The following is a 20,540-nucleotide window of genomic DNA, read 5'->3' as shown; positions in this document are numbered from 1 at the left end:
TGTTATGATATAACATAACAAATGGTCAAGAATAAAATGGCCCAGGTCGATTTTTGCCGAATGGATAGATAGCAGGGCTGTTTCCGGTCCCGGCAATCCCCACGTTAAACAAAGGGGACGAACAGGAACGGGATGGTTTGGTTGTTCAGACATGTTTGCGGTTTGGTCTTGCTTGCCATTCTGGTTAGCAAACCGCTTTACGCCGAGACGCTCAAGGTGCCGCTGCCTGCCGGACGAGAGGAGCACTATGCCCTGCAGACCGGCTTGCTAGAACTCGCCCTTACCTATGCGCCCGGGAAGCATCGTCTTGAAATCGTCGCTGTTGACGGCCTCTCGCAAAAGCGTGCGTTCAGCTTGTTGTCCGAGGGAGAGGTAAATGTCGTCTTGGCCGGCTACAGCCGTGCTGCCGAACACGACTTGTTGCAAATTGACTTTCCCCTGACCAAGGGCCTGCAGGGATATCGATTGCTGATTACGCGCGCGGATAACCTCAAGATGCTGGACCGTATCGAAAACCAGGCTGACCTCAGAAGCATTTGTATCGGGTCGGGTAATTCATGGGTGGATACCGTTATCCTGAAGCATGCCGGGCTGTGCGTAACTGGCGGTCCGGGTCTCAGCCTTTATGATATGCTCGAAAACAAGCGCTTTGATGCAATGCATCTCGCCATTCATGAGGTGAAAACAGGCAACGTTGCGAAGCTCATCAAGCAGCACGATTTGGCGGTCTATGAAAACCTGCTGCTGCGCTATCCCTACGATTTTTATTTCTATCTCGGAAAAGACAGTCAGTCTTTGCACGACGAGATCGAACAGGGCTTTCAGGCCGCTGTAAAAGACGGCGCGATAGACCGTTATTTTATCGAACATCCGATGATATCAGCCGCCATCGGTTTTCTGCGTGACCATCCGGGCTTGCATATTATCGACCTCGATAATCCCGAAATGACAAGTCAGACGAGCTCCGATCTTTACCGTTACTGGTTCGGCAATTGATCAAATTAAGGTCTGTTGTTTGACCGTAATAGATGCATTCCGTTCGCGTAACGAAAAATCAACGTCTGCAGTTTCTGTCGGAAGTCCCCGGGTTTCTGCCAGAAATAAAGGAGCCGCCCGTTAAAGGCGGCTCTTTCGTATTTTGTGAGCTCAAAACGCGCAGCGCTTATTTCGACACGCTCTTGAAGTCAAAGAAGAAGCCCGACGGATGGATGCGGTAGTTCTTGAGATCCTTGGTCGAGGCAACAACAAACACCTTATGCACCAGCGGAATGATAGGCGCTTCGTCATGCAGGATGTTCATCGCCTTGGTGTAGGTCGCGACCTGCTCGGTACCCGGATCAAGGGTACGTCCCTTGTCGACAGCGGCATCAAATTCCGCGTTTGCCCAGAACTGATAGTTCAGGCCTGCCTTGGAATGGAACTGCGACTTCAGATGCAGGTCCGGGTGGCCGGTCATCTCCGGGGTCCAGAACACGACCGAAACGTCATATTCACCCTGTTTGACCAGATCAAGCATCCCGCCCCAAGTATACATGCCAACTTCGGTGGCGATGCCCTGCTCATTGAGAAGTGCAGCCATGGCCTCGGTGATCATCGGCATTTCGGTACGCGAAGAATAGCTCAGGATACGCAGGGTCAGCTGTTCGCCGTCCTTCATCCATTTGCCATCGGTTTTCTCATACCCGGCATCACTCAGAAGCGATGCGGCCAGTTCCGGATCAAGTGTGTATTTCTCATCCGCCTGCGGGGCCCAGTCAAAGGTCGGGGCGAAGAATTCCCACGCCGGTTCGCCAACATCATCAAGCGCGCCTTTGACAATCAGGTCACGATCGACCAGCGCATTGACCGCGCGGCGGATGCGAACGTCTGACAGAACGCTTTTCTCACCGGCGTTGAAGGCACCGTAATACAGGCCCGAGGTCGGCTCGGCATAGACCTTGAAGTCTTCATCTTCAGACAGACGCTTGACGTCCGAGGGCAGCATGTTGGTCACGAAATCAATCTCGCCTGCCTCAAGTGCCAGCGTGCGCGAATTGTGATCGGGGATATAGCGATAAACGACTTTCTCAAGGGCCGGTTTCTCGCCCCAATACTCGTCAAAGCGGGTCACAATGGTGCGATCCTGCTTTTTATATTCCTCGAACTTCCACGGGCCGGTGCCGACCGGTTTGACGAATTCGCCTGCCTCATCAAAGGATGACTTGGCATAGACAACCGTGATCGCATCGGAAAGCTGGTTGGGCAGGGCGGCAAACGGTTCAGTGTTTTCAATCTCGACCACCAGCGGCGAAACCGCCTTGATCGATTTGATGTTGAGAAGGTCTGCGGCATAAGGCAGCAGATCAATTACCCGTTCGAGCGAGAATTTAACGGCCTCGGCATCAAGCTTGGTGCCGTCATGGAAAACGACATTTTCACGCAGCTTGAACTGCCAGACCGTCGGGGAAACACGGTCCCATTCGGTGGCAAGACCCGGGATTGTTTTCAGGTCATAATCCAGCTTGACCAGGGTATCGAGGATTTCACTTTCATTGAAGAAGCGCGAACGACGCGGCTTCATGGCAAGTGGCATGGATTCCCACATGGTGCCGATGACAAGCGTGTTGTCCTCGGTTGCCTGTGCAGGCTGCGGGGCAAGCGTAAAGCTGCCCATGGCAAGGGCTGCAAAGGCAGCCCCCAAAAGTGTCTTTTTGATCATCTTACTGTCTCTGTCCATCTAGTGAAGGTAGTTGATCTGACGAAGCCGGAAACGGTCTCCCAACATGTCTCCGAGCAGATTGACCGCGACGACAAACGCCGCAATGGTCAGGCCCGGTGCAAGCACCAGGCGAGGGTGATCGCGCAGGTAATTGCGCGATTCAGCAATCATCAGGCCCCATTCCGGCGTGCCGGGTTCGACACCCAGCCCCAAAAAGCTCAATCCCGCAAAGGCAAGGATCGCCCAGGACATGGAATAGGCCGCAAGGGTGAGAAGCGGGCCGATGATGTTTGGAAAAATATGACGATGTGCGATGCGGTGGTGGCGCGCACCCAACGCCTCGGCCGCCATGACATAGGGTTTGGTGCGTTCGACAATCACGGCATTGCGCACAACCCGGGCATAGTCGGTCCAGTGCACGGTAATCAGCGCAATGATCACCGCCTGAAGACCAAGCCCCAGGGTGCCTGCAATGATCATGCAAATGGCAAGGGCCGGGAATACCGACATGCCTTCGCAAAACCGCATGATGGCGCGATCCACAATCCCGCCGACCATCCCGGCAAGGGTGCCGATCAGACTGCCGATCAGCGATGCCGCCATCACGACCGCAAGGGCAGATGCGGTGGTCAAGCGTGCGCCATACATCAGGCGTGATAAAACACATCGCCCCAGCGCATCGGTGCCAAGCGGGTAATCAAGGCTTGGTGGTTTCAGTCGGAAAAGGAACTGGGCCTTATAAGGATCATTGGGTGCAAAGAACGGCAGGATCAAAACCGCAAGGATGACCAGCGCCATTACCAGAACGTAACCGCGAAACACGCGGCGTCCGGCATGAAACAGCTTGCCGCCAGTAAAAGACATCCGTTCCATCTGCATCACACGATCTCCCGGGTGCGGGGATCGTAAAAGGCGATGCACAGATCAACGATCAGATTGACCAGAATGTAACTGCCGGCAATCAAAAGGAAGCAGGCCTGAATGGCCGGGTAATCGCGGTTCAAAAGCGATTCCACCAGAAACCGGCCCAGCCCCGGCCAGGCAAACAGGGTTTCGACAATGATCATGCCATCAAAAATCCGCGCGAACTGCATGCCCGAAAAGGTCAGGATGCCGGGTGCCGTATTGGGCACCGCATGGCGCAGAACGGTGCGCAGGCGGCTCAACCCCTTGGCCTTGGCGGTGCGGATATAGGGTTTGGAAAGTTCTTCAAGAAGACTGCCTCGCACATAGCGCGACAGGACGCCTGCGATCGAGGTGGCAATTACCAATGTCGGCAGAACCGCATGCGCCCATGTGCCATGCCCGCCGGTGGGCAGCCAGCCGAGCACAAGCGAAAATAAAAGGGCGAGAAGCAGCGAATACCAGAAATTCGGGATCGACATGCCAATGACACTGATCATGCCGGCAATGCGATCAATCCGGCTGCCGGGATAACGCGCACAGACAATCCCAATTGGCACGGCAATGATCAGGGCAAGTGACATCGACAGCACGGCCAGCAAAAGCGACTGCCCCATGCGCAGTGTGATGTCGCTAATGATTGGCTCATTGCTGATAAAGGACTTACCCAAATCCCCCTGCAAAAGAGCAAAAAGCCAGCGCAGATATTGTTGTGGCAGGGGATCATTCAGACCGTTCTGATCAGCATAACGCGCCACCTGATTGGCATCGGGCAGGGTGCCATCCATCTGCGCCATCAACAGGATCTCGGCAAAGTCGCCGGGCATGAGCCGCAACAACGCAAAGCCGACCACCGAAACGATGAACAGCAAGATCAGGGCATGGGTTATGCGTGCAGTCACGCGCGAAGCCATAAAACGGTCTTTCATTCCGGCGGCAGTCGGAAATGTGAGTTATTATCTTTCAAGTATGCGAAATTAATAATCATTCCTATTTATTTAACGCAACTGATTTTCGTTCTTAAATGAATGGGTGCGAATTTTTTGATTAAAAGGTATATTTAAGCGTGTTTTTGTTTTGTTTATTGCACTCAATAAGTGCTTTTAGGCAAGGGGATTGGAATAGGTGCTGTCCAAAAGGATGGGAAATCGACCGGGATTCGGGCGTTATGTTTCCGTCAAGACTGGTAGAACGTAATTTCTACGAGAACCGACCTTTAAATCTGTAAGCCACTTGCCACCTAAAAGAGATGTTTTTGAAAAATTTCGTTTCCTAGGGTAGAGCTTTGAATATTCGTCGTTTTTGGGTTCTTTTCCTGACCGGATTTTTAACCCTTCAGTTGCTTGTGTTTGGTCCGGCACAGGCCGAGACATTCCGTGTTCCGTTTTTTGGTGATCCGAAAACGGGTCCATTTTCTTATCAGTATGAAGTTCTGCAGTTGGCGATTGAACATGCCGAAGGTGATCATCAACTGATCTTTGACGATTTCGGTGATGCCTCTGTATCGCGCATCATGGACTTGATGGATCGCAACAGTATCGATGTGATGTTTGCGGGGTATACACCCGAAAGAGAGGCGCGATTTTCCCAAATACCAATCCCTTTGACGCGCGGTATTCTCGGGTATCGGGTTTTTGCAATTCGCCCTGAAACGCAAGCAGCTCTCAAGACAATTAATTCTGTCGAGGAACTTAAACATCATTGTATTGGGTCGGGGTCGGACTGGCTTGATACTCAGGTTTTGGAAGCCAATGGATTTTGTGTGGAAACTGCAAATTACCAGAACCTCTGGCGGATGCTGATACACGAGCGATTTGATCTGCTAAACAGGGGCGTTCATGAGGTCCATGCCGAACTGGGGCTCGCCGAAGATGCCGGCCTTGATGTGGCTCTGGATGATAGTTTGTTATTGGCTTACCCAATGGATTTCTTCATCTACGTCCGCAAAGACGATACGATCCGTCAGGAAATCCTGACCGAAGGATTGCAAAACGCCTATGAAAGCGGTGCTTTCATGCGGCATTTTTACTCCAACCAAGCGATAGCAAGATCATTACGTGCCATTCGCGACCCGAACCGCAAGGTGTTCAGAATTGAGAACCCGTTCTTGTCAGACCAGGTAAAGGCGATCCCGGATCGCTATTGGGAAGACAGATGATGGTCGGACGACAAGGTTGATCTAGTTCCCGGCGAGGTCTTCGGGCTGGTAATTCATTTCATGCAGGATTTCGCCGCTTTCATAATCAACGGCCTGCAAGGTCACGCCATAGCCCCACAATTGCCCGATATAGCCCAGCGTCATTTCCGCTTCGGACTTTTCAAGGCGTATGCCGTCATGTTCGGTATGCTGGATGTAAAGCTGGCGGTTGCCGCGGATATCCACATCGACCACCTGCATGTCGGGTTCGCGGACCGAAATGTCATGCATCCGGGCCAGGGACCGGCGCACCTTGCGATAGCCATTATCGTCATGAATGGCGGCGACCTCAAGATGCGGGGTTGTGCTGTGATCAATTATCATGAACATCCGCATGTCGCGCATCACTTTGGGTGACAGGAATTGCAGGATGAAGCTTTCATCGCGGTAATGCGCCCAGGCTTCTTTGAGCGTCTCGACCGGTTCATTGTTACCCGCAATGTCAGGGAACCATTTATGATCTTCCTCGGTCGGGTCAACGCAGATGCGGTGGATGTCCTGCATCATGGCAAAGCCAAGCGCATAGGGGTTGAAACCCGAATAGCGCTGGTCGTCATATTCGGCCTGAAACACCACGCGCGAATGGTAATCGATGAATTCCATCATCGCCCCTTCGGAAATCAGGCCCTTGTCATAGAGGCTGTTCATGATGGCGTAGTGCACATAGCACGCGCAGCCTTCATTCATCATCTTGGTCTGTTTCTGCGGATAGAAATACTGCCCGATATTGCGCACGATGCGCAAAATCTCGCGCTCCCACGCCTGAAGCGACGGGGCGTTCTTTTCCAGGAAATAAAGCAGGTTTTCTTCCGGCAGGCCAAACTGCGCGCGGCGTTCCTCAACCCGCATTTTGCGTTTAAGCTCGTCCATATCCTGATCGCCGGGATCGGACTGGGGCAGGGTGCGCCACAGGTCGTTATAGGTCTCGTCTTCATATTTGGCGCGTTCGCGTTCGCGCTCCAGCTCGGCCGCAAGGTTGGGTTTTTCCGGCCGGGAATAGCGATTGACCCCCTGATCCATCAGGGCGTGCGCGGCATCAAGAATCCGCTCAACCGCATCAAAGCCATACCTGTCCTCGCACTTGGCGATATAGCCCTTGGCAAATTGCAGGTAATCCAGAATGCCGTCGGCATCGGTCCATTGCTTGAACAGGTAGTTGTTCTTGAAAAAGTGATTATGTCCGAACGCCGCATGCGCAATCACCAAGGCCTGCATGACGATGGTGTTTTCTTCCATCACATAGGAAATGCAGGGGTTGGAGTTGATCACGATCTCATAGGCCAGTCCCTGATAACCTTTGCGATACATGACATCGTCACGCACGAAGCGTTTGCCAAACGACCAGTGATGATACATCAGCGGCATGCCAATCGATGAATAGGCATCCAGCATCTGCTCGGATGTGATCACCTCAACCTGATTGGGGTAGACATCAAGCTTAAGCTCGTTGATCGCGATATCCTCAATGGCGTCATAGGTCGCTTTTAGCGTCTCGAAATCCCAGTCGGCACTGGTGAAAAGAAGTTTGTCGGCGGATTTGGTCTTGCTACTCATTGGCCTGCCTCCGCACGGTTCTTGGCAAACAGTTCCCGGAAGACCGGGAAGATATCCGCAGCCTTGGTCACCCGTTTCAGGGCAAATTGCGGATTGACCCTGGCAATCGGTGCATAGGCCTTCCAAAGGGCGGTTTCACCTTCGGCGGCGGCAAAAATCTCTGCCTCGCGCTCATCAGTGATTTCGATATAGGCGTAATACTGGCACTTGGGCAGAAGGTCCTCTGCCAGAAGGGCTGTGCATTTTGCCCCGTCATTGGAATAGTTATCGCCGTCAGATGCCTGGGCGGCATAGATGTTCCACTGATCGGTGGGATAGCGATCCACCAGCACCTTTTTCATTTCCTCTAACGCGGTGGAAACGATCGTGCCGCCGGTTTCACGCGAATAGAAAAAGGTTTCTTCATCGACCTCGGCCGCGCGTGATGTATGGCGGATAAAGACCACCTCGACATGCTCGTATTTGCGATGAAGGAAAAGATGCAAAAGCATGAAGAACCGCTTTGCCAGTTCCTTCATCTGCTCGGACATCGATCCCGACACATCCATCAAACAGAACATCACCGCCTGTGTATTGGGATCGGGGATTTGTTGAAACTGGTTATAGCGGGTATCAATCGGATCAATGAACGGGATCGCCTTCATCCGCCGTTTGGCTTCTTCAAGGTCCGCCAGCAGGGTATGAAGCGTTTCGTCATCAGCCTTGGTCAGCTTGCCATTCGGGCGCTTTTCCGCCTTGGCCTGAAGGGCGGCGATCTTTTCTTCAAGCTCGCGCACCTCGGCGGTTTTCGGGCGACGCAACCCGATGCGGCGCGCCAGGGAATTGCGCATGGTGCGCACAAGGCTCAGGTTCGATGGCGTGCCCTCAACCGAAAAGCCTGCGCGTGCCGTGCGAAAGGCGGTGGTCTGCTTTAGGCTTTTTTTCAAAAGATCGGGCAATTCCAAGTCTTCAAAGAAGATATCGAGAAACTCGTCACGGGTAAGGGTGAACTGGAATTCATCTTCACCTTCGCCGTCGGGGCTTGCTTGTGATCCGCCCGAACCACCTTCGCCACCTTGCGGACGGGCGATACGGTCGCCCTGAACAAACTTCTTGTTTCCGGGCAGGACATAGTTGCGGTTGCCGCCACGGCCCTGGTGATGGAAACCCGGCTCCTTTAACGTTTTGCCGGGAATGGTGATCTGATCGCCGCTGGAAATATCGGTAATGCCGCGCGACCGGATGGTGTTTTCAACCGCCTTTTTGATCTGGGCCTTCGCGCGGCGCATGAAACGTTGCCGGTTACCAAGACTTTTGCCGGTCGGGTTCTTGCGGCGATCCACAATATAAAGCATGGGCAGTCACATCCTTGCACGGTTCAAAAGCGCGTTGTGCAGGTCGCTTGCGCCTTGAATGCCCGCAGGATGTGACATTGGGTGATGGACCAAAGCCACATCCTGCGGCGAAGAAGTAACCGGGCGGACAAGGGACGAAGCCGCCCGGTCGGGCCGGGAAAGACAGGGGGGAGCTTAACCGGCCTTGTTGACACGCATGTACCATTCGACCAGACGGCGGGTCTGACGTTCGGTATATTTGCGATCGATCATGCGTTTGACGAATTCGTTGTGTTTCTTCTCGGTCTCGCTGTCTTTCTTCGAGCCGAACGAAATCACCGGCAGCAGGTCCTCGACCTGACTGAACATGCGTTTTTCGATCACATCGCGCAGTTTCTCATAGGATGTCCATGCCGGGTTCTTGCCCTTGTTATTGGCACGTGCACGCAGGGCAAACTTGACGACCTCGTTACGGAAATCCTTGGGATTGGCGATGCCCGCCGGCTTCTCGATTTTCGAAAGTTCCTGATCAATGATCTTGCGATCCAGAAGCTGACCGGTATCGGGATCCTTGAAGTCCTGATCCTCGATCCAGGCATCGGCATATGCGACGTATCGATCAAACAGGTTCTGCCCGTAATCGGAATAGCTTTCGAGATACGCCTTCTGGATTTCCGCCCCGATAAACTCGGCATAGCGCGGGGCCAGTTCGGACTTGATAAAGTCCATATAGGCCTTTTCGCGTTCTTCCGGGTACTGTTCGCGCCGGATGGCCTGTTCCATCACATACATCAGATGCACCGGATCGGCGGCAACTTCATGCGTGTCATGGTTAAAGGTTTCCGACAGAACCTTGAAGGCAAAGCGGGTTGAAATGCCATCCATGCCTTCATCAACACCGGCGGTGTCACGGTATTCCTGCATGGATTTCGCCTTGGGATCGACATCCTTCAATGTCTCGCCGTCATAGACCCGCATCTTGGAATAAAGATTGGAATTCTCATGTTCCTGCAGGCGCGACAGCACCGAAAACTGTGCCAGCATCTTGAGCGTGCCGGGTGCACACGACCCGTGTTCAAGCTCTGATCCCTGCAACAGCTTGTCGTAGATCATGGTTTCTTCCGTTACCCGCAGGCAGTAGGGCACCTTGATCACGGAGATGCGGTCAATGAAGGCCTCGTTATTCTTGTTGGCCTTGAAGGTCTGCCATTCGGCCTCGTTGGAGTGGGCCAGGATCAAACCCTGGAACGGAATGGCGCCAAGGTTTTCCGTGCCGATATAGTTGCTTTCCTGTGTCGCGGTCAGAAGCGGATGCAGCATCTTGATCGGCGCCTTGAACATCTCGACAAATTCAAGAAGCCCCTGATTGGCGCGGTTAAGGCCCCCGGAATAGCTATAGGCATCCGGGTCATTCTGGCTGAAATATTCAAGCTTGCGGATATCGACCTTACCAACCAGTGACGAGATATCCTGATTGTTCTCATCACCGGGTTCGGTTTTGGCAATTGCAATCTGACGCAGGCGCGACGGGATCAGTTTCACCACCGAAAACTTGGTCAGATCCCCGCCAAACTCATCAAGGCGCTTGACTGCCCATGGGGACATAAGCCCCGTCAGGCGACGCTTGGGAATGCCGTATTTATCCTCGATCGCATCCCCCATCTTGGCCGGGTTAAACAGGCCAAGCGGGCTCTCAAAGACCGGGCTGATTTCATCACCGGCCTTGAGCACGTAAATCGGTTCACGTTCCATCAGCTCCTTGAGGCGCTCGGCAAGCGAACTTTTACCGCCGCCAACCGGCCCCAGCAGGTAAAGAACCTGTTTGCGTTCCTCAAGGCCTTGGGCCGCATATTTGAAGAAGCCGACAATGCGTTCGATGGTTTCTTCCATGCCAAAGAAATCGGCAAAGGCGGGATAACGTTTGATGGTTCGGTTCAGGAAGATGCGGCCAAGTCGGGAATCTGTCGAGGTGTCGATCAGTTCCGGTTCACCAATCGCAGTAATCATGCGTTCAGCGGCAGAGGCATAGGCAGTCGGGTCTTCGCGACACAGATTAAGATAATCGCGGATGGTCAGTTCAGTTTCCTGCTTTCCGTCATAGCCTTCCGCATACAGCTCGAAGATATCCTTCTCAGCCATGGCGCGGTCTCCTTTCAAACGTTATCGCACTGTCAAACTTGTGTTTCCTGTTTCATTCCTGTTCTTGCGCAATTCTGCGTTTTGTCTTGTCGCGGGCAGGATCACCCGTTCCCGGTTTGGCGGCGTCGGCAGGTTTCCGGATAGGGAACGCTGCCAGCGGTGATGCATTAACAAAAGGCGTTCGCGATTAATCTCTGGCGGATCATGCCAAACGTGTGAAAATTCGATTGTGCAGTTGCGGCGTTTGCGCCGTTTTACAGTCTTGATCAGACTCTTTTGGGCCCCGTTGCGGCGACCAATATGCCGACACTGAATATGTCGGGGCAGGCTTCTGTCTAATGATTGTCGAAGTGACCATTAAGCCTGCCAAGGCAATTTGCCCTGTTATTCAGACGTGGGAATAAGGAACTGATTTCGCAAGACGATACTTCCGTCGAAGAGCGTAAAATTGTGTGGTCCCGTTCACATGTAAGTGACCATTGGTCCAGTATTGGTGCCGCTTTTTGATCAAAGGCGAGAGCCGAAAATATTTTGCATTTGCGTAATGGACGCACCCGGCGCTATCACGAGCATGCAGGATCGGGCCGAAAAAGCCACCAAAGGACATCAGAATGAGCGACGAAACCGTACAGTTTATCGAACCGCATGAACTTGATCGTCTGATCGGCGAAGAAGCCGTCACCGTCATTGATGTCCGCGAGGCCGAAGAATTCGCAACCGGCCATATCGAAACCGCGATCAATATCCCGACCTCGAACTTCGATATCCCGGCCCTTGTCGATCTGACCGATGAAAATGATACCGATCTGGTCTTTGTCTGTTCGGTCGGTCAGCGTTCCTTTGGGGCGGCCAACGCCGTCCTGGAACATGTTGATTGCGCCGTTAGCAACCTCAAGGGCGGCATTCAAAGCTGGACCCGTGCCGGTTTTGATCTTGAAGGTGCCCCCGAAGCCTGACTTCTTTTGACGGGGCAGGGGCCGGAATGTGATCTCGCTGTCCAAGTGTTGGTCACACGCTCAGCCAGACATCATTTCCCATCAGGTGTGACCAACACACCGGCGGCAAGAACTTCGAACGCGGCAATCGCCTTGCGCAGTGTCTCTTGTGGATCGTCACTTGCCGCGACCCAAAGGGCGGCATTCATCGCAACACCATTTAGCAACCGTGCCAGCGCCTCGATATCAACCGGTTTGATCGCCCCCTGATCTGCCAATTCGCTCAGTGTTTGAATCGTTGCCTGCAAACAGCGGTTCTGGCTCGGCCAGTTTGATGGATCGCCCAGAAAGGCCGGACCATCACGCAGCACAATCCGCTGGATTTCGGGATCAAGGGCCAGCTCGATATATGTCCGGCCCTCGGCCATCAAGCCGTTCCAGCCACCCCCGGCAGCATCACCGGCATCCTTGGCCTTTTGCGCCATGGCTGAGTCTACCTCATCGACCACAGCCGCCAGCAGACCGCGCTTGTCACCGAAATTGTGATAAAGCGCCCCGCGCGTCAGCCCTGCCGTTGCGGTCAATTCATCCATCGAGGCATCCGCATATCCCTTTTCGGCAAAGGCCTTGCGACCTGCAGCGATCAGTTTAAGGCGGGTTTCTTCCATTTTTTCAGCGCGCGTTTTGGCAGCCATCAGGCACTCCGATTTTAACATACGATGCGTATGTGAATTGACATACGCGATGTATGTGAATATATCTGTCTTCACATACGCAGCGTATCTGAGTTGAGCTCAAAACACCACACCGCTGAATTCACCCCAACAAGGAGGTCTTTATGGCCCTCGCAAACCAAGCTGTTTTTCCACCCAACCGCCATGCGCTTTATGAGGCCCATGGTTATTCCCCGGCCATTCGATCCGGCGATCTTTTATTTGTCTCTGGCCAGGTCGGCAGCCTGGAAGACGGATCGCCCGAACCTGATTTCAAAAAGCAGGTCGAGCGTGCCTTTGATAATCTCAAGGCCGTGCTGAAGGCCGCCGATTGCAGCTTTGATGACATCATTGATGTCACCAGCTTCCATACCGATCCGGAAAACCAGTTCGATGACATTATGGCGGTGAAGGGTGCTGTCTTTGATCAGGCGCCTTATCCCAACTGGACGGCTGTCGGCGTCAACTGGCTTGCCGGTTTTGATTTCGAGATCAAGGTTGTCGCCCGCATTCCGGCAGGCAATGCCTGATCCGTTGTAATGCTTTGAACGCATGTCGGGCCGGCCCTGCCTATAAAGCGGGGTCGGTTTTTTCATCTTGACGAATTCTCATAAAAGGGAAAATATCCCAAATAAGAGATTAGCGGAGTTTGTTATGGATGAAATTGAAGCCCGGCTGGCTCATCGCTTGGCGGCCTTGCGCGCAGAGCGCGGCTGGTCGCTTGATGAACTGGCACAGAAAAGCGCGGTTAGTCGCGCCAGCCTGTCGCGCATCGAAAAGGGCGAGGTCAGCCCGACCGCAAGTGTGCTTGGCAAGCTTTGTGTTGCTTTTGGCGTCACTTTGTCGCGTCTGATGCAGATGGTCGAAGATGACTTTGCTCCAATGATCGCGCGCGCCGATCAGGAAGTTTGGACCGATCCCGATACCGGCTATCAAAGACGGCTGGTCTCCCCGACGTCAAAGCAACTGTCAGGCGAGGTGATCGAAGTCGAAATCGGCCCGGGCCAGCGCATTGAATATGATGGCTCACCTCGCGACGGTCTTGAGCATCATCTGGTTATGCTCGACGGCGCCCTTGCCATGGAAATTGATGGCCAGACCCATCACCTGCGCGCTGGCGATTGCCTGCGCTATCAATTGCGCGGTGGCAACGTTTTTCAGACGCCACCGGATCAGGGTGCGAAGTACCACCTGTTCATCATCGACTAAGCGAAAGAGCCCCCATGTCTTCGAACCCGTCCACAAAACCTGCCCCCGAAATCACCCCCCTTGATGCCGGTCAGGTCACAGCTCGCCTGGATCAATTCGCCGATATGCTCCATGCCTGCGTCCATGACGGGGCCAGCATCGGCTTTATCGAACCTTTTCCGATCAGTGAGGCGGCCGCCTTCTGGCGCGATAAAACCATCCCGGCGCTGAAGGGCGGAAAGCGCATCCTGTTTGCCGCGCTAGATGACGATCGGGTGGTGGGCACGGTGCAGCTTGATTATGACACCATGCCCAATCAGGCCCATCGCGGCGATATCAGCAAACTGATGGTCCGCCCGGATTGCCGTAGGCGGGGCATTGCCAGGTTGCTGATGGCTGCGGCCGAAACACGCGCGCGTGATCTTGGCCGAACTCTTCTGACCCTTGATACCCGCACCGGCGACAGTGCCGAAGTGCTCTATAGCTCGCTTGGTTTTGAAACCACGGGCATCATCCCCGATTTCGCCCGTGACCCGGACTCGGAAAAGCTCAGTGCCACGACCGTGATGTATAAGCGCATCATCAGATAGTGGTTTGAAACCCTATACGATTCTCGGATTTGTATTCAGAACGGGCGTTCTGGCATGCCAGAACCGGTCGTGGGCTGACTCTCACTCAATTAAATTTAATTGCCGCAGTGCCGTAATCATATCCGCACTGGTATTCGCGATGTCTTTTTACCGTAGTGTTCGACCTCTGTGTGCGCCGCATCAATGCGCGCGGGATCAGGGTTTCGCCGTAGTCAAAACATGTTGAACAGCGCCGAAAAATGGGCGCATCCTTGCCGTCCCTAAGCAAGAAACAGAATAAAAATTCTCGGAGGACGTCCATCATGAAGAAATTTGCCCTTGCTGCCGCATTGATGGCAGCCGTCGGATTTTCCGGCACCGTTCAGGCCGCAGACCTGACTTTGCGTATTTCCCTGCAATTGCCGATGAAAAGCCACCTTGGTCAGAACCTGTTGATGTTCAAGAACGAGGTCGAGGAAAAATCAAACGGCGATATCGAAGTCCAGATTTATGATTCAGCCCAGCTTTACAAGGACAAGGAAGTCCCGGCTGCTGTTGGCTCCGGCGCGATTGAAATGGGTGTGGCGTCGCTGACCCGTTATGTCGGTGATATCCCGGCAGTTGACGTGTTCTATCAGCCGTTCCTGTTCGATACCGAGGAAAAGGTCCGCAAGGCGACCGCCAAGGATTCCCCGGTACGTGGTCCGCTTGATGCCGCTATTGCCGAAACCGGTGCATCGGTTCTGTGGTGGCAGGCTTATGGTGGTGCCATCATGCTGTCCAAGGACGCCCCGCTGCATGGTCCGGAAGACATGGAAGGCAAAAAGGTCCGTGTCTTTGGCAAGACGCTGGGTGACTTTACGGTCGCTGCCGGTGGTGCGCCGACCCTCATTTCCGGTTCCGAACAGTATATTGCCTATCAGCGCGGGACGGTTGATATCGGCATGACCGGCGTTTCGGGCGTTAAATCCCGTCAGCTTTGGGAAGTGATGGACAACATCACCGTGACCAACCATGCCGATGTCGAGTTCATTGTCGTGGTCAATACCGATTTCTGGAACGGCCTGACCGACGAACAGCGCACCATCATCAACACCGCGGCGATGAATGCCGAGGCCGATGTGCGCAACCGCATGAGCGAGATCGAAGCAGCAGCCTATGCAGCATCCGAAGAAGCCGGCATGACGGTCTATAACCCGACTGAGGAAGAACTGGTCAAATGGCGTTCGGTCGCACAGCCGGTCTATGACGCCTTCCTTGAAGATGCCGGTGATCTTGGCAAGCAGGTCTTCGAGGCCGCTCAGAAGTTCTAAGATCATTGACGCTCACCGGTCGGGTGCCATCTGCCATGCCTGTCATGATCGCGGATGGACGCCGACCGGGGCGTTGTTTGAACGTGATCTAAGTTTGATCTGATTTGGTGTCATCACCGCGCGGGTTCCACTGATTTTCATACCGTCGCGGTGATGGCTTTCCGTCTTCCAACATGCACTGTTTAAATCATGTTTGATCGATTAACGCTTATTCTTGCGTGGGTCGCCGCCATCCTGTTTGTGCTGGCTGGCTGCATGCTGACCTACGAAGTGCTGGCACGCTATTTCTTCGTGCGACCGACCATCTGGGCGGCCGAACTTTCCCAGCTGTGTCTGATCTGGGGTTCGCTTTTGGGCATGCCCTGGGCGCTTGCGGCACGCCGCCATATTTCGGTGGATGCGGTGACGCGTCTTCTTGCCCCCAAGGTCCAGCGCCTTGTCGAAATCATCGCCATGGCCTGCATTCTGGCCTTTTCGGTGATGGTGACCTTCAAGGGCTGGGAAATCTTCTATGAAAGTTTCGAACGCGGGCGCACCAGCGGCACCATGCTTGATCTTCCGGCATGGATTGCCGAACTGCCTGTTGCCATCGGTTTTGCCCTGCTTGCCATTCAGGCAGTGATCGAAATTGTCGGGCTTGCGCGTGGCAAGGATATTCCGAAAGGGGCGCACGAATGACCATTGTCCTGACCTTGGCGGCGATGTTTGCGCTGCTTTTGATGCGTGTGCCGGTGGCCTTTGCCCTTGGCGGGCTCGGGCTTGCCATGCTGCTTCTTGGTGGCTTCTCACCGCTGATGGCCCCGCAGGCGGTTCTGTCGACGCTCGATGGCTTTATCCTGCTGGCCGTGCCGCTGTTCCTTTTGATGTCCAACATCCTTTTGCGTGCGGGTGTTGGCAATGACCTGTTTGCCGCGGTCAGTGCCTGGGTCGGCCATTGGCCGGGCGGGCTTGCGGTGGCAACCATCCTGTCCTGTGGTGTGTTTGCCGCCATTTCCGGATCCTCGGTCGCAACAGCCGCAACCATCGGCACGGTGGCCATCCCGGAAATGATCAATCGTGGCTATAACAAGCGGTTCGTTTATGGCTTGCTGGCTGCAGGCGGCACGCTTGGCATTCTGATCCCGCCCTCAATCCCGATGATCATTTATGGCTTTGTCACCGAAGAATCGGTGATTGCGCTGTTCCTCGCCGGGATTGGCCCGGGGATCGCGCTTTTGCTGTTCTTTATCATCTTCTCGATGATCTATGCCCGTATGGGCGGTCAGGAGCTCGAACCGAAAAAGGACTGGGCCGAACGCAAACGCGCGACTATCCGCGCGCTGCCATCGGTTGTTCTGGCGGTTCTGATTATTTCCGGCATCTATTCCGGTGCCTTCACCCCGACCGAGGCGGCTGCCATCGGCTTTGCCGCAGCCCTCATCATCACCGGCCCGATCATGCGGGTCCTGACGTGGGATGCGCTCAAAAAGGCAGTGTTCGATTCCATGGCAACCACGGTTGCGATCATTCTGATCATTGCCGGGGCCAAGGTGTTCGGCAAGGCAATCACGCTGTATCGCATTCCACAGGATATCTCGGTGATGATCACGCAAGGGGTCGATACCGAACTTGGCTTTATCCTGATCGTAACCGCCGTGCTTCTGGTCATGGGATTGGTGTTCGAAGCGCTATCCATGGTGCTGATCATGACGCCGGTGCTGTTGCCAGCCGCCCTTGCCCTTGGATTCGATCCGATCTGGTTTGGTGTCTATATGGTGATCATGGTCGAATGCGCTCTGATCACACCCCCTGTCGGGCTTAACCTTTATGTCATTCAGTCGGTCGCCAAGGCCCGACTGGGCGAGGTGGCCCGGGGTGTCGCACCGTTCCTGATCCTGATGTTTGTCTGTGCCGCGGTTTTGTATCTGTGGCACGACCTCGCCCTTTATATTCCCTTCAAGCTGTAAAGACCGATGACCAACGCAAAATCACCTGCCGATGCCCTGCGTGCGCTGCTTGCCACGGGGGATCTGATTACCATGCCCTGCTGCTTTGATGCGCTTTCCGCCAAACTGATCGAGCAGGAGGGATTCGGCCTGACCTTCATGTCGGGTTTTGCGACCTCTGCTGCCCGCATTGGTGAACCTGATCTCGGCCTGATGTCTTATGGCGAGGTCCTTGATCAGGCGCGCAACATCACCGATGCGGTGTCTATCCCCGTGATTGGCGATGGCGATACCGGCTATGGCAATGCCATGAATGTCAGGCGCACTGTCACGGGCTTCGCGAAGGCGGGCTGTGCGGCCGTCATGATCGAAGATCAGCTGGCCCCCAAACGCTGCGGCCATACCAAGGGCAAGGAAGTCGTTGGCCGCGACGAGGCCTTTGACCGCATCAAGGCCGCCGTCGACGCCCGCGAGGCAGGCGCAGATATCCTGATCCTGGCCCGCACCGATGCGCGGCATCAGCATGGCCTGTCCGAGGCGATTGACCGTGCTGCAAAGTTCAAGGAACTTGGGGCAGACATCCTGTTTGTCGAAGCGCCCAAATCGGTCGATGAAATGCGCAAACTCTGTGCCGAACTTCCCGGCCCCAAGATGGCCAACATCGTCGAAGGCGGCGAAACCCCCGATCTTTCGCCCGAAGAACTCAAGGAAATCGGCTATCAGATCGCGGCCTATCCGCTTTCGCTCATGGCCGCCGCAATGAAAGCCATGGTCGAATGCCTGCAAACCATGAAGGTCGGCCAGCCGCGCGATGACAAACTGATGAGCTGGGCGGACCTGCGCCAACGCATCGGTTTTGATGAGTATTACGAAGTCTCGGAACGCTACGCGTCGTCTCGCCGCGACTGATAGAAGGGGGGCAGGTTAATGGCAGACAAACATCACGGCAGTTGTTTGTGCGGCGCTGTACGCTATGAAGTCACTGGTGACTTCGATGCGTTCTTCCTGTGCCACTGCAGCTATTGCCAAAAGGACACCGGTTCGGCCCACGCGGCCAATCTGTTCTCGACCAAGGCCGCGTTGTCTTGGCTGGAAGGGGACACGAACATCCAGTCCTTCACCGTGCCCGGTACCCGCCATCAAAAGGCATTTTGCCAGGCATGTGGCTCTGCCGTGCCCTACACCCAGATGGACGGCAAGCTTGTGGTCGTCCCGGCGGGAAGCCTTGAAACCCCGGTCTCGATACGTCCGACCGCCCACATCATGATGGGCAGCAAGGCTAACTGGGACGAGGGTCTTGAAGACATCGACAGACTTGATGGCTTGCCCGCGTAATTGTTTGCCATTTGCACAAAAGAAAACCCCGCAGCCGATGGCGTGCGGGGTTTTCTTTAATGGTGCCGGCAGAGAGACTCGAACTCCCAACCTTCTGATTACAAATCAGCTGCTCTACCAATTATAGCTATGCCGGCGTGAGCGGCGCGAAACATAATCCGGGCCGCCCGTGAATGCAAGAGTTTGCAGCAGGGAAATTTACATCCCGTGAAAACCCTCTAAACGCCCGTGTTTGCGGGCTGTTGCCTACTTGCGATACAGCTCGTAAAGAGCAACCGCAGCAGCGTTGGAGACATTAAGGCTTTCGATGCGATCCGACATCGGAAGCTTGACCAGAAAGTCACAGCTCTCGCGTGTCAGACGGCGCAGGCCTTCACCCTCCGATCCCATGACGATTCCCACACGGCCATGCAGCTTGGCCTCGGCCAGGGTCTGTTCGGCATAGCCATCCATACCCGCCAGCCAGAAATGCGCACCCTTAAGCTTATCGAGCGTCTGGTTCAGGTTTCCGGCATGGATATACGGCACGGTTTCAAGTGCGCCACTGGCCGATTTCGCCAGAACCCCGGTTTCGGGCGGCGCATGACGGTCGGGCACGATGACGGCAGATGCACCGAAGGCCGCCGCACTGCGCAGGATCGCGCCAACGTTATGTGGGTCGGTAACCTGATCAAGGATCAGCACCGTGCATTGTTCAGAATCGCGATGATCGGCAATCAGTTCCTCGACCGACAGCTGGGGCAGGGGGGCGCAATGCATTGCCATGCCCTGATGGACGGTGCCCGGTGGCAGCATTTCATCAAGGTCGGTGCGTCCGGCCGAATCTACCGCGATATCGCTGCGTTCGGCATCGGCAAGGGCAGCCATAACTTCGTCACGGGTGTTTTCAGTCGCCCAGATCTTGTGAATCGTGCGCTGCGGGTTGGCAATTGCCATCATGACCGGGTGACGCCCGAAAAGAATCAGGCGCGAATTACCACCGGATCCGCCGCCATCACGGCCGCGTTTTCGTCCGCGGCGCGAATTGCCTTCGCGGTTTTCATCGCCTTGCGGGAGGGTATCGGGTGCCCCGTCACCTTGATGACGATTTCCTGAACGGGATTTATTGCGACGCGACATAATGGCGGAAACCTCCGGGCCTTGGGGAATACGTAGGGGACCGAATGCAGTTTGCTTCGGTTGATCTGCGAAACTTGGGGAACATATAGGAAAGGAAATACGATTTCGTGCTTTTTTTGCTGTTGACAGGGTAGGGGCCTTCGCCGTATTCCCTCCCTCGCCGCAACGAGGCCGGGGTCAAACCCGGATGGCGTTACGACCCTGATGGAGGGGTGGCAGAGCGGTCAAATGCAGCGGACTGTAAATCCGCCGACTTAGTCTACGCAGGTTCGAATCCTGCCCCCTCCACCACTCTCTCGCCCTCGCGAGAGCTCGCAGCAGAAATATGCGGGTGTAGCTCAATGGTAGAGCAGAAGCCTTCCAAGCTTACGACGAGGGTTCGATTCCCTTCACCCGCTCCAATATTATGATGATGCAACCCGTCGGCTCGTGCGGTGGGTTTCTACGTGTTTTTTTGGTTCGGATAATAGGATCTGAGGGCAATGGCCAAGGAAAAGTTTGAGCGTACAAAACCGCACGTTAACGTAGGCACCGTCGGCCACGTTGACCATGGTAAAACCACGCTGACCGCAGCAATCACCAAAGTTCTGGCAGAAGCCGGTGGCGCTTCGTTCCAGGACTACAACATGATCGACAAAG

Annotated in this window: 20 protein-coding genes and 3 tRNA genes; 14 read left to right on the top strand and 9 right to left on the bottom strand. The window is 54.7% G+C overall.

The annotated features are described in order from the left end of the window. Positions 1-168 precede the first annotated feature (168 nt). The gene (locus tag CMO10_RS13710) at positions 169-996 is read left to right on the top strand and encodes a hypothetical protein (RefSeq protein WP_297023175.1); all 828 of its coding nucleotides are present in this window, start codon (positions 169-171) and stop codon (positions 994-996) included. 166 nt (positions 997-1,162) lie between these two features. Here the strand turns inward: CMO10_RS13710 and CMO10_RS13705 are convergent, their stop codons facing one another. Genes CMO10_RS13705 through CMO10_RS13695 form a run of 3 tightly spaced genes read right to left on the bottom strand, consistent with a single transcriptional unit; the run spans position 1,163 to position 4,515 of the window. Continuing rightward, positions 1,163-2,698: an ABC transporter substrate-binding protein gene (locus CMO10_RS13705; protein WP_297023173.1), complete on the bottom strand. Its 1,536-nt coding sequence runs from the start codon at positions 2,696-2,698 to the stop codon at positions 1,163-1,165. Between the two features lie 18 nt (positions 2,699-2,716). After that, the gene (locus CMO10_RS13700) at positions 2,717-3,577 is read right to left on the bottom strand and encodes an ABC transporter permease (RefSeq protein ID WP_297023170.1); all 861 of its coding nucleotides are present in this window, start codon (positions 3,575-3,577) and stop codon (positions 2,717-2,719) included. Continuing rightward, positions 3,577-4,515, bottom strand: a complete 939-nt coding sequence (locus CMO10_RS13695; RefSeq protein WP_297023167.1) for an ABC transporter permease — start codon at positions 4,513-4,515, stop codon at positions 3,577-3,579. Before CMO10_RS13695 ends, CMO10_RS13700 begins: the two co-directional genes overlap by 1 nt. A gap of 371 nt (positions 4,516-4,886) precedes the next feature. On the opposite strand from CMO10_RS13695, the gene CMO10_RS13690 reads away from it, so the two are divergent. Then, entirely contained in the window at positions 4,887-5,759 is an 873-nt protein-coding gene (locus CMO10_RS13690) for a type 2 periplasmic-binding domain-containing protein (protein ID WP_297023164.1), read from the top strand. 21 nt (positions 5,760-5,780) lie between these two features. Here the strand turns inward: CMO10_RS13690 and CMO10_RS13685 are convergent, their stop codons facing one another. From CMO10_RS13685 to CMO10_RS13675, 3 genes are all read right to left on the bottom strand, one after another. Further along, complete coding sequence (locus tag CMO10_RS13685; RefSeq protein ID WP_297023161.1) at positions 5,781-7,352, bottom strand: SpoVR family protein; 1,572 nt, start codon at positions 7,350-7,352, stop codon at positions 5,781-5,783. Continuing rightward, a complete protein-coding gene (locus CMO10_RS13680; RefSeq protein ID WP_297023159.1) occupies positions 7,349-8,686 on the bottom strand; it encodes a YeaH/YhbH family protein in 1,338 nt (445 codons plus the stop codon). The genes CMO10_RS13685 and CMO10_RS13680 overlap by 4 nt, the downstream gene beginning before the upstream one ends. Positions 8,687-8,860: 174 nt before the next feature. Next, positions 8,861-10,804 carry a PrkA family serine protein kinase gene (locus CMO10_RS13675; protein ID WP_297023156.1) on the bottom strand — a complete coding sequence of 648 codons (1,944 nt, stop codon included), beginning with the start codon at positions 10,802-10,804 and terminating at the stop codon, positions 8,861-8,863. 611 nt (positions 10,805-11,415) lie between these two features. Between CMO10_RS13675 and CMO10_RS13670 the strand changes: the two genes are divergently transcribed. Beyond that, on the top strand, positions 11,416-11,760 hold the full coding sequence (locus tag CMO10_RS13670; protein WP_297023153.1) for a rhodanese-like domain-containing protein: 345 nt from the start codon (positions 11,416-11,418) through the stop codon (positions 11,758-11,760). Between the two features lie 71 nt (positions 11,761-11,831). Here CMO10_RS13670 and CMO10_RS13665 read toward each other — a convergent pair whose 3' ends face one another. Then, positions 11,832-12,434 carry a TetR/AcrR family transcriptional regulator gene (locus CMO10_RS13665; RefSeq protein ID WP_297023150.1) on the bottom strand — a complete coding sequence of 201 codons (603 nt, stop codon included), beginning with the start codon at positions 12,432-12,434 and terminating at the stop codon, positions 11,832-11,834. Between the two features lie 143 nt (positions 12,435-12,577). On the opposite strand from CMO10_RS13665, the gene CMO10_RS13660 reads away from it, so the two are divergent. The 8 genes from CMO10_RS13660 to CMO10_RS13625 all read left to right on the top strand — a co-directional run bounded on the left by CMO10_RS13660 (position 12,578) and on the right by CMO10_RS13625 (position 18,782). Beyond that, positions 12,578-12,982, top strand: coding sequence for a RidA family protein (locus CMO10_RS13660; protein ID WP_297023147.1), 405 nt, complete (start codon positions 12,578-12,580; stop codon positions 12,980-12,982). A gap of 124 nt (positions 12,983-13,106) precedes the next feature. Then, positions 13,107-13,661, top strand: coding sequence for a helix-turn-helix domain-containing protein (locus CMO10_RS13655; protein ID WP_297023144.1), 555 nt, complete (start codon positions 13,107-13,109; stop codon positions 13,659-13,661). A 14-nt stretch (positions 13,662-13,675) separates the two neighbouring features. Then, a complete protein-coding gene (locus CMO10_RS13650; protein WP_297023141.1) occupies positions 13,676-14,230 on the top strand; it encodes a GNAT family N-acetyltransferase in 555 nt (184 codons plus the stop codon). 302 nt (positions 14,231-14,532) lie between these two features. After that, a complete protein-coding gene (locus CMO10_RS13645) occupies positions 14,533-15,522 on the top strand; it encodes a TRAP transporter substrate-binding protein (protein ID WP_052657545.1) in 990 nt (329 codons plus the stop codon). Between the two features lie 189 nt (positions 15,523-15,711). Further along, positions 15,712-16,200: a TRAP transporter small permease gene (locus CMO10_RS13640; protein ID WP_297023138.1), complete on the top strand. Its 489-nt coding sequence runs from the start codon at positions 15,712-15,714 to the stop codon at positions 16,198-16,200. Further along, positions 16,197-17,468 (top strand): TRAP transporter large permease, encoded by a 1,272-nt coding sequence (locus tag CMO10_RS13635; RefSeq protein WP_297023135.1) that lies wholly within the window; start codon positions 16,197-16,199, stop codon positions 17,466-17,468. The genes CMO10_RS13640 and CMO10_RS13635 overlap by 4 nt, the downstream gene beginning before the upstream one ends. 6 nt (positions 17,469-17,474) lie before the next feature. After that, entirely contained in the window at positions 17,475-18,356 is an 882-nt protein-coding gene (locus CMO10_RS13630) for an isocitrate lyase/PEP mutase family protein (protein ID WP_297023132.1), read from the top strand. A gap of 18 nt (positions 18,357-18,374) precedes the next feature. Continuing rightward, entirely contained in the window at positions 18,375-18,782 is a 408-nt protein-coding gene (locus tag CMO10_RS13625; RefSeq protein WP_297023130.1) for a GFA family protein, read from the top strand. A 60-nt stretch (positions 18,783-18,842) separates the two neighbouring features. Here the strand turns inward: CMO10_RS13625 and CMO10_RS13620 are convergent. Both CMO10_RS13620 and rlmB read right to left on the bottom strand, forming a co-directional pair. After that, positions 18,843-18,919, bottom strand: a tRNA-Thr gene (locus tag CMO10_RS13620). A gap of 109 nt (positions 18,920-19,028) precedes the next feature. Further along, positions 19,029-19,901: a 23S rRNA (guanosine(2251)-2'-O)-methyltransferase RlmB gene (rlmB, locus tag CMO10_RS13615; protein ID WP_297023126.1), complete on the bottom strand. Its 873-nt coding sequence runs from the start codon at positions 19,899-19,901 to the stop codon at positions 19,029-19,031. A 206-nt stretch (positions 19,902-20,107) separates the two neighbouring features. On the opposite strand from rlmB, the gene CMO10_RS13610 reads away from it, so the two are divergent. From CMO10_RS13610 to CMO10_RS13600, 3 genes are all read left to right on the top strand, one after another. Continuing rightward, positions 20,108-20,192: transfer RNA gene (locus CMO10_RS13610), tRNA-Tyr, on the top strand. Between the two features lie 36 nt (positions 20,193-20,228). Next, positions 20,229-20,302, top strand: a tRNA-Gly gene (locus tag CMO10_RS13605). An 81-nt stretch (positions 20,303-20,383) separates the two neighbouring features. Beyond that, a partial coding sequence (locus CMO10_RS13600) for a GTP-binding protein (protein WP_297023321.1) occupies positions 20,384-20,540 on the top strand: 157 nt, incomplete at its 3' end.

It is taken from the genome of Thalassospira sp. (assembly GCF_002709775.1).
Taxonomy (GTDB): domain Bacteria; phylum Pseudomonadota; class Alphaproteobacteria; order Rhodospirillales; family Thalassospiraceae; genus Thalassospira.
The sequence above is the reverse complement of the archived record's forward strand: the minus strand, read 5'-3'. Positions and strand labels throughout refer to the sequence as shown.

Excerpts from the sequence above, each read along its gene's own strand:
- CMO10_RS13705 (WP_297023173.1), bottom strand. The coding sequence starts at position 2,698 with ATGATCAAAAAGACACTTTTGGGGGCTGCCTTTGCAGCCCTTGCCATG.
- CMO10_RS13700 (WP_297023170.1), bottom strand. The coding sequence starts at position 3,577 with ATGCAGATGGAACGGATGTCTTTTACTGGCGGCAAGCTGTTTCATGCC.
- CMO10_RS13695 (WP_297023167.1), bottom strand. The coding sequence starts at position 4,515 with ATGGCTTCGCGCGTGACTGCACGCATAACCCATGCCCTGATCTTGCTG.
- CMO10_RS13685 (WP_297023161.1), bottom strand. The coding sequence starts at position 7,352 with ATGAGTAGCAAGACCAAATCCGCCGACAAACTTCTTTTCACCAGTGCC.
- CMO10_RS13680 (WP_297023159.1), bottom strand. The coding sequence starts at position 8,686 with ATGCTTTATATTGTGGATCGCCGCAAGAACCCGACCGGCAAAAGTCTT.
- CMO10_RS13675 (WP_297023156.1), bottom strand. The coding sequence starts at position 10,804 with ATGGCTGAGAAGGATATCTTCGAGCTGTATGCGGAAGGCTATGACGGA.
- CMO10_RS13670 (WP_297023153.1), top strand. The coding sequence starts at position 11,416 with ATGAGCGACGAAACCGTACAGTTTATCGAACCGCATGAACTTGATCGT.
- CMO10_RS13665 (WP_297023150.1), bottom strand. The coding sequence starts at position 12,434 with ATGGCTGCCAAAACGCGCGCTGAAAAAATGGAAGAAACCCGCCTTAAA.
- CMO10_RS13660 (WP_297023147.1), top strand. The coding sequence starts at position 12,578 with ATGGCCCTCGCAAACCAAGCTGTTTTTCCACCCAACCGCCATGCGCTT.
- CMO10_RS13655 (WP_297023144.1), top strand. The coding sequence starts at position 13,107 with ATGGATGAAATTGAAGCCCGGCTGGCTCATCGCTTGGCGGCCTTGCGC.
- CMO10_RS13650 (WP_297023141.1), top strand. The coding sequence starts at position 13,676 with ATGTCTTCGAACCCGTCCACAAAACCTGCCCCCGAAATCACCCCCCTT.
- CMO10_RS13645 (WP_052657545.1), top strand. The coding sequence starts at position 14,533 with ATGAAGAAATTTGCCCTTGCTGCCGCATTGATGGCAGCCGTCGGATTT.
- CMO10_RS13640 (WP_297023138.1), top strand. The coding sequence starts at position 15,712 with ATGTTTGATCGATTAACGCTTATTCTTGCGTGGGTCGCCGCCATCCTG.
- CMO10_RS13635 (WP_297023135.1), top strand. The coding sequence starts at position 16,197 with ATGACCATTGTCCTGACCTTGGCGGCGATGTTTGCGCTGCTTTTGATG.
- CMO10_RS13630 (WP_297023132.1), top strand. The coding sequence starts at position 17,475 with ATGACCAACGCAAAATCACCTGCCGATGCCCTGCGTGCGCTGCTTGCC.
- CMO10_RS13625 (WP_297023130.1), top strand. The coding sequence starts at position 18,375 with ATGGCAGACAAACATCACGGCAGTTGTTTGTGCGGCGCTGTACGCTAT.
- rlmB (WP_297023126.1), bottom strand. The coding sequence starts at position 19,901 with ATGTCGCGTCGCAATAAATCCCGTTCAGGAAATCGTCATCAAGGTGAC.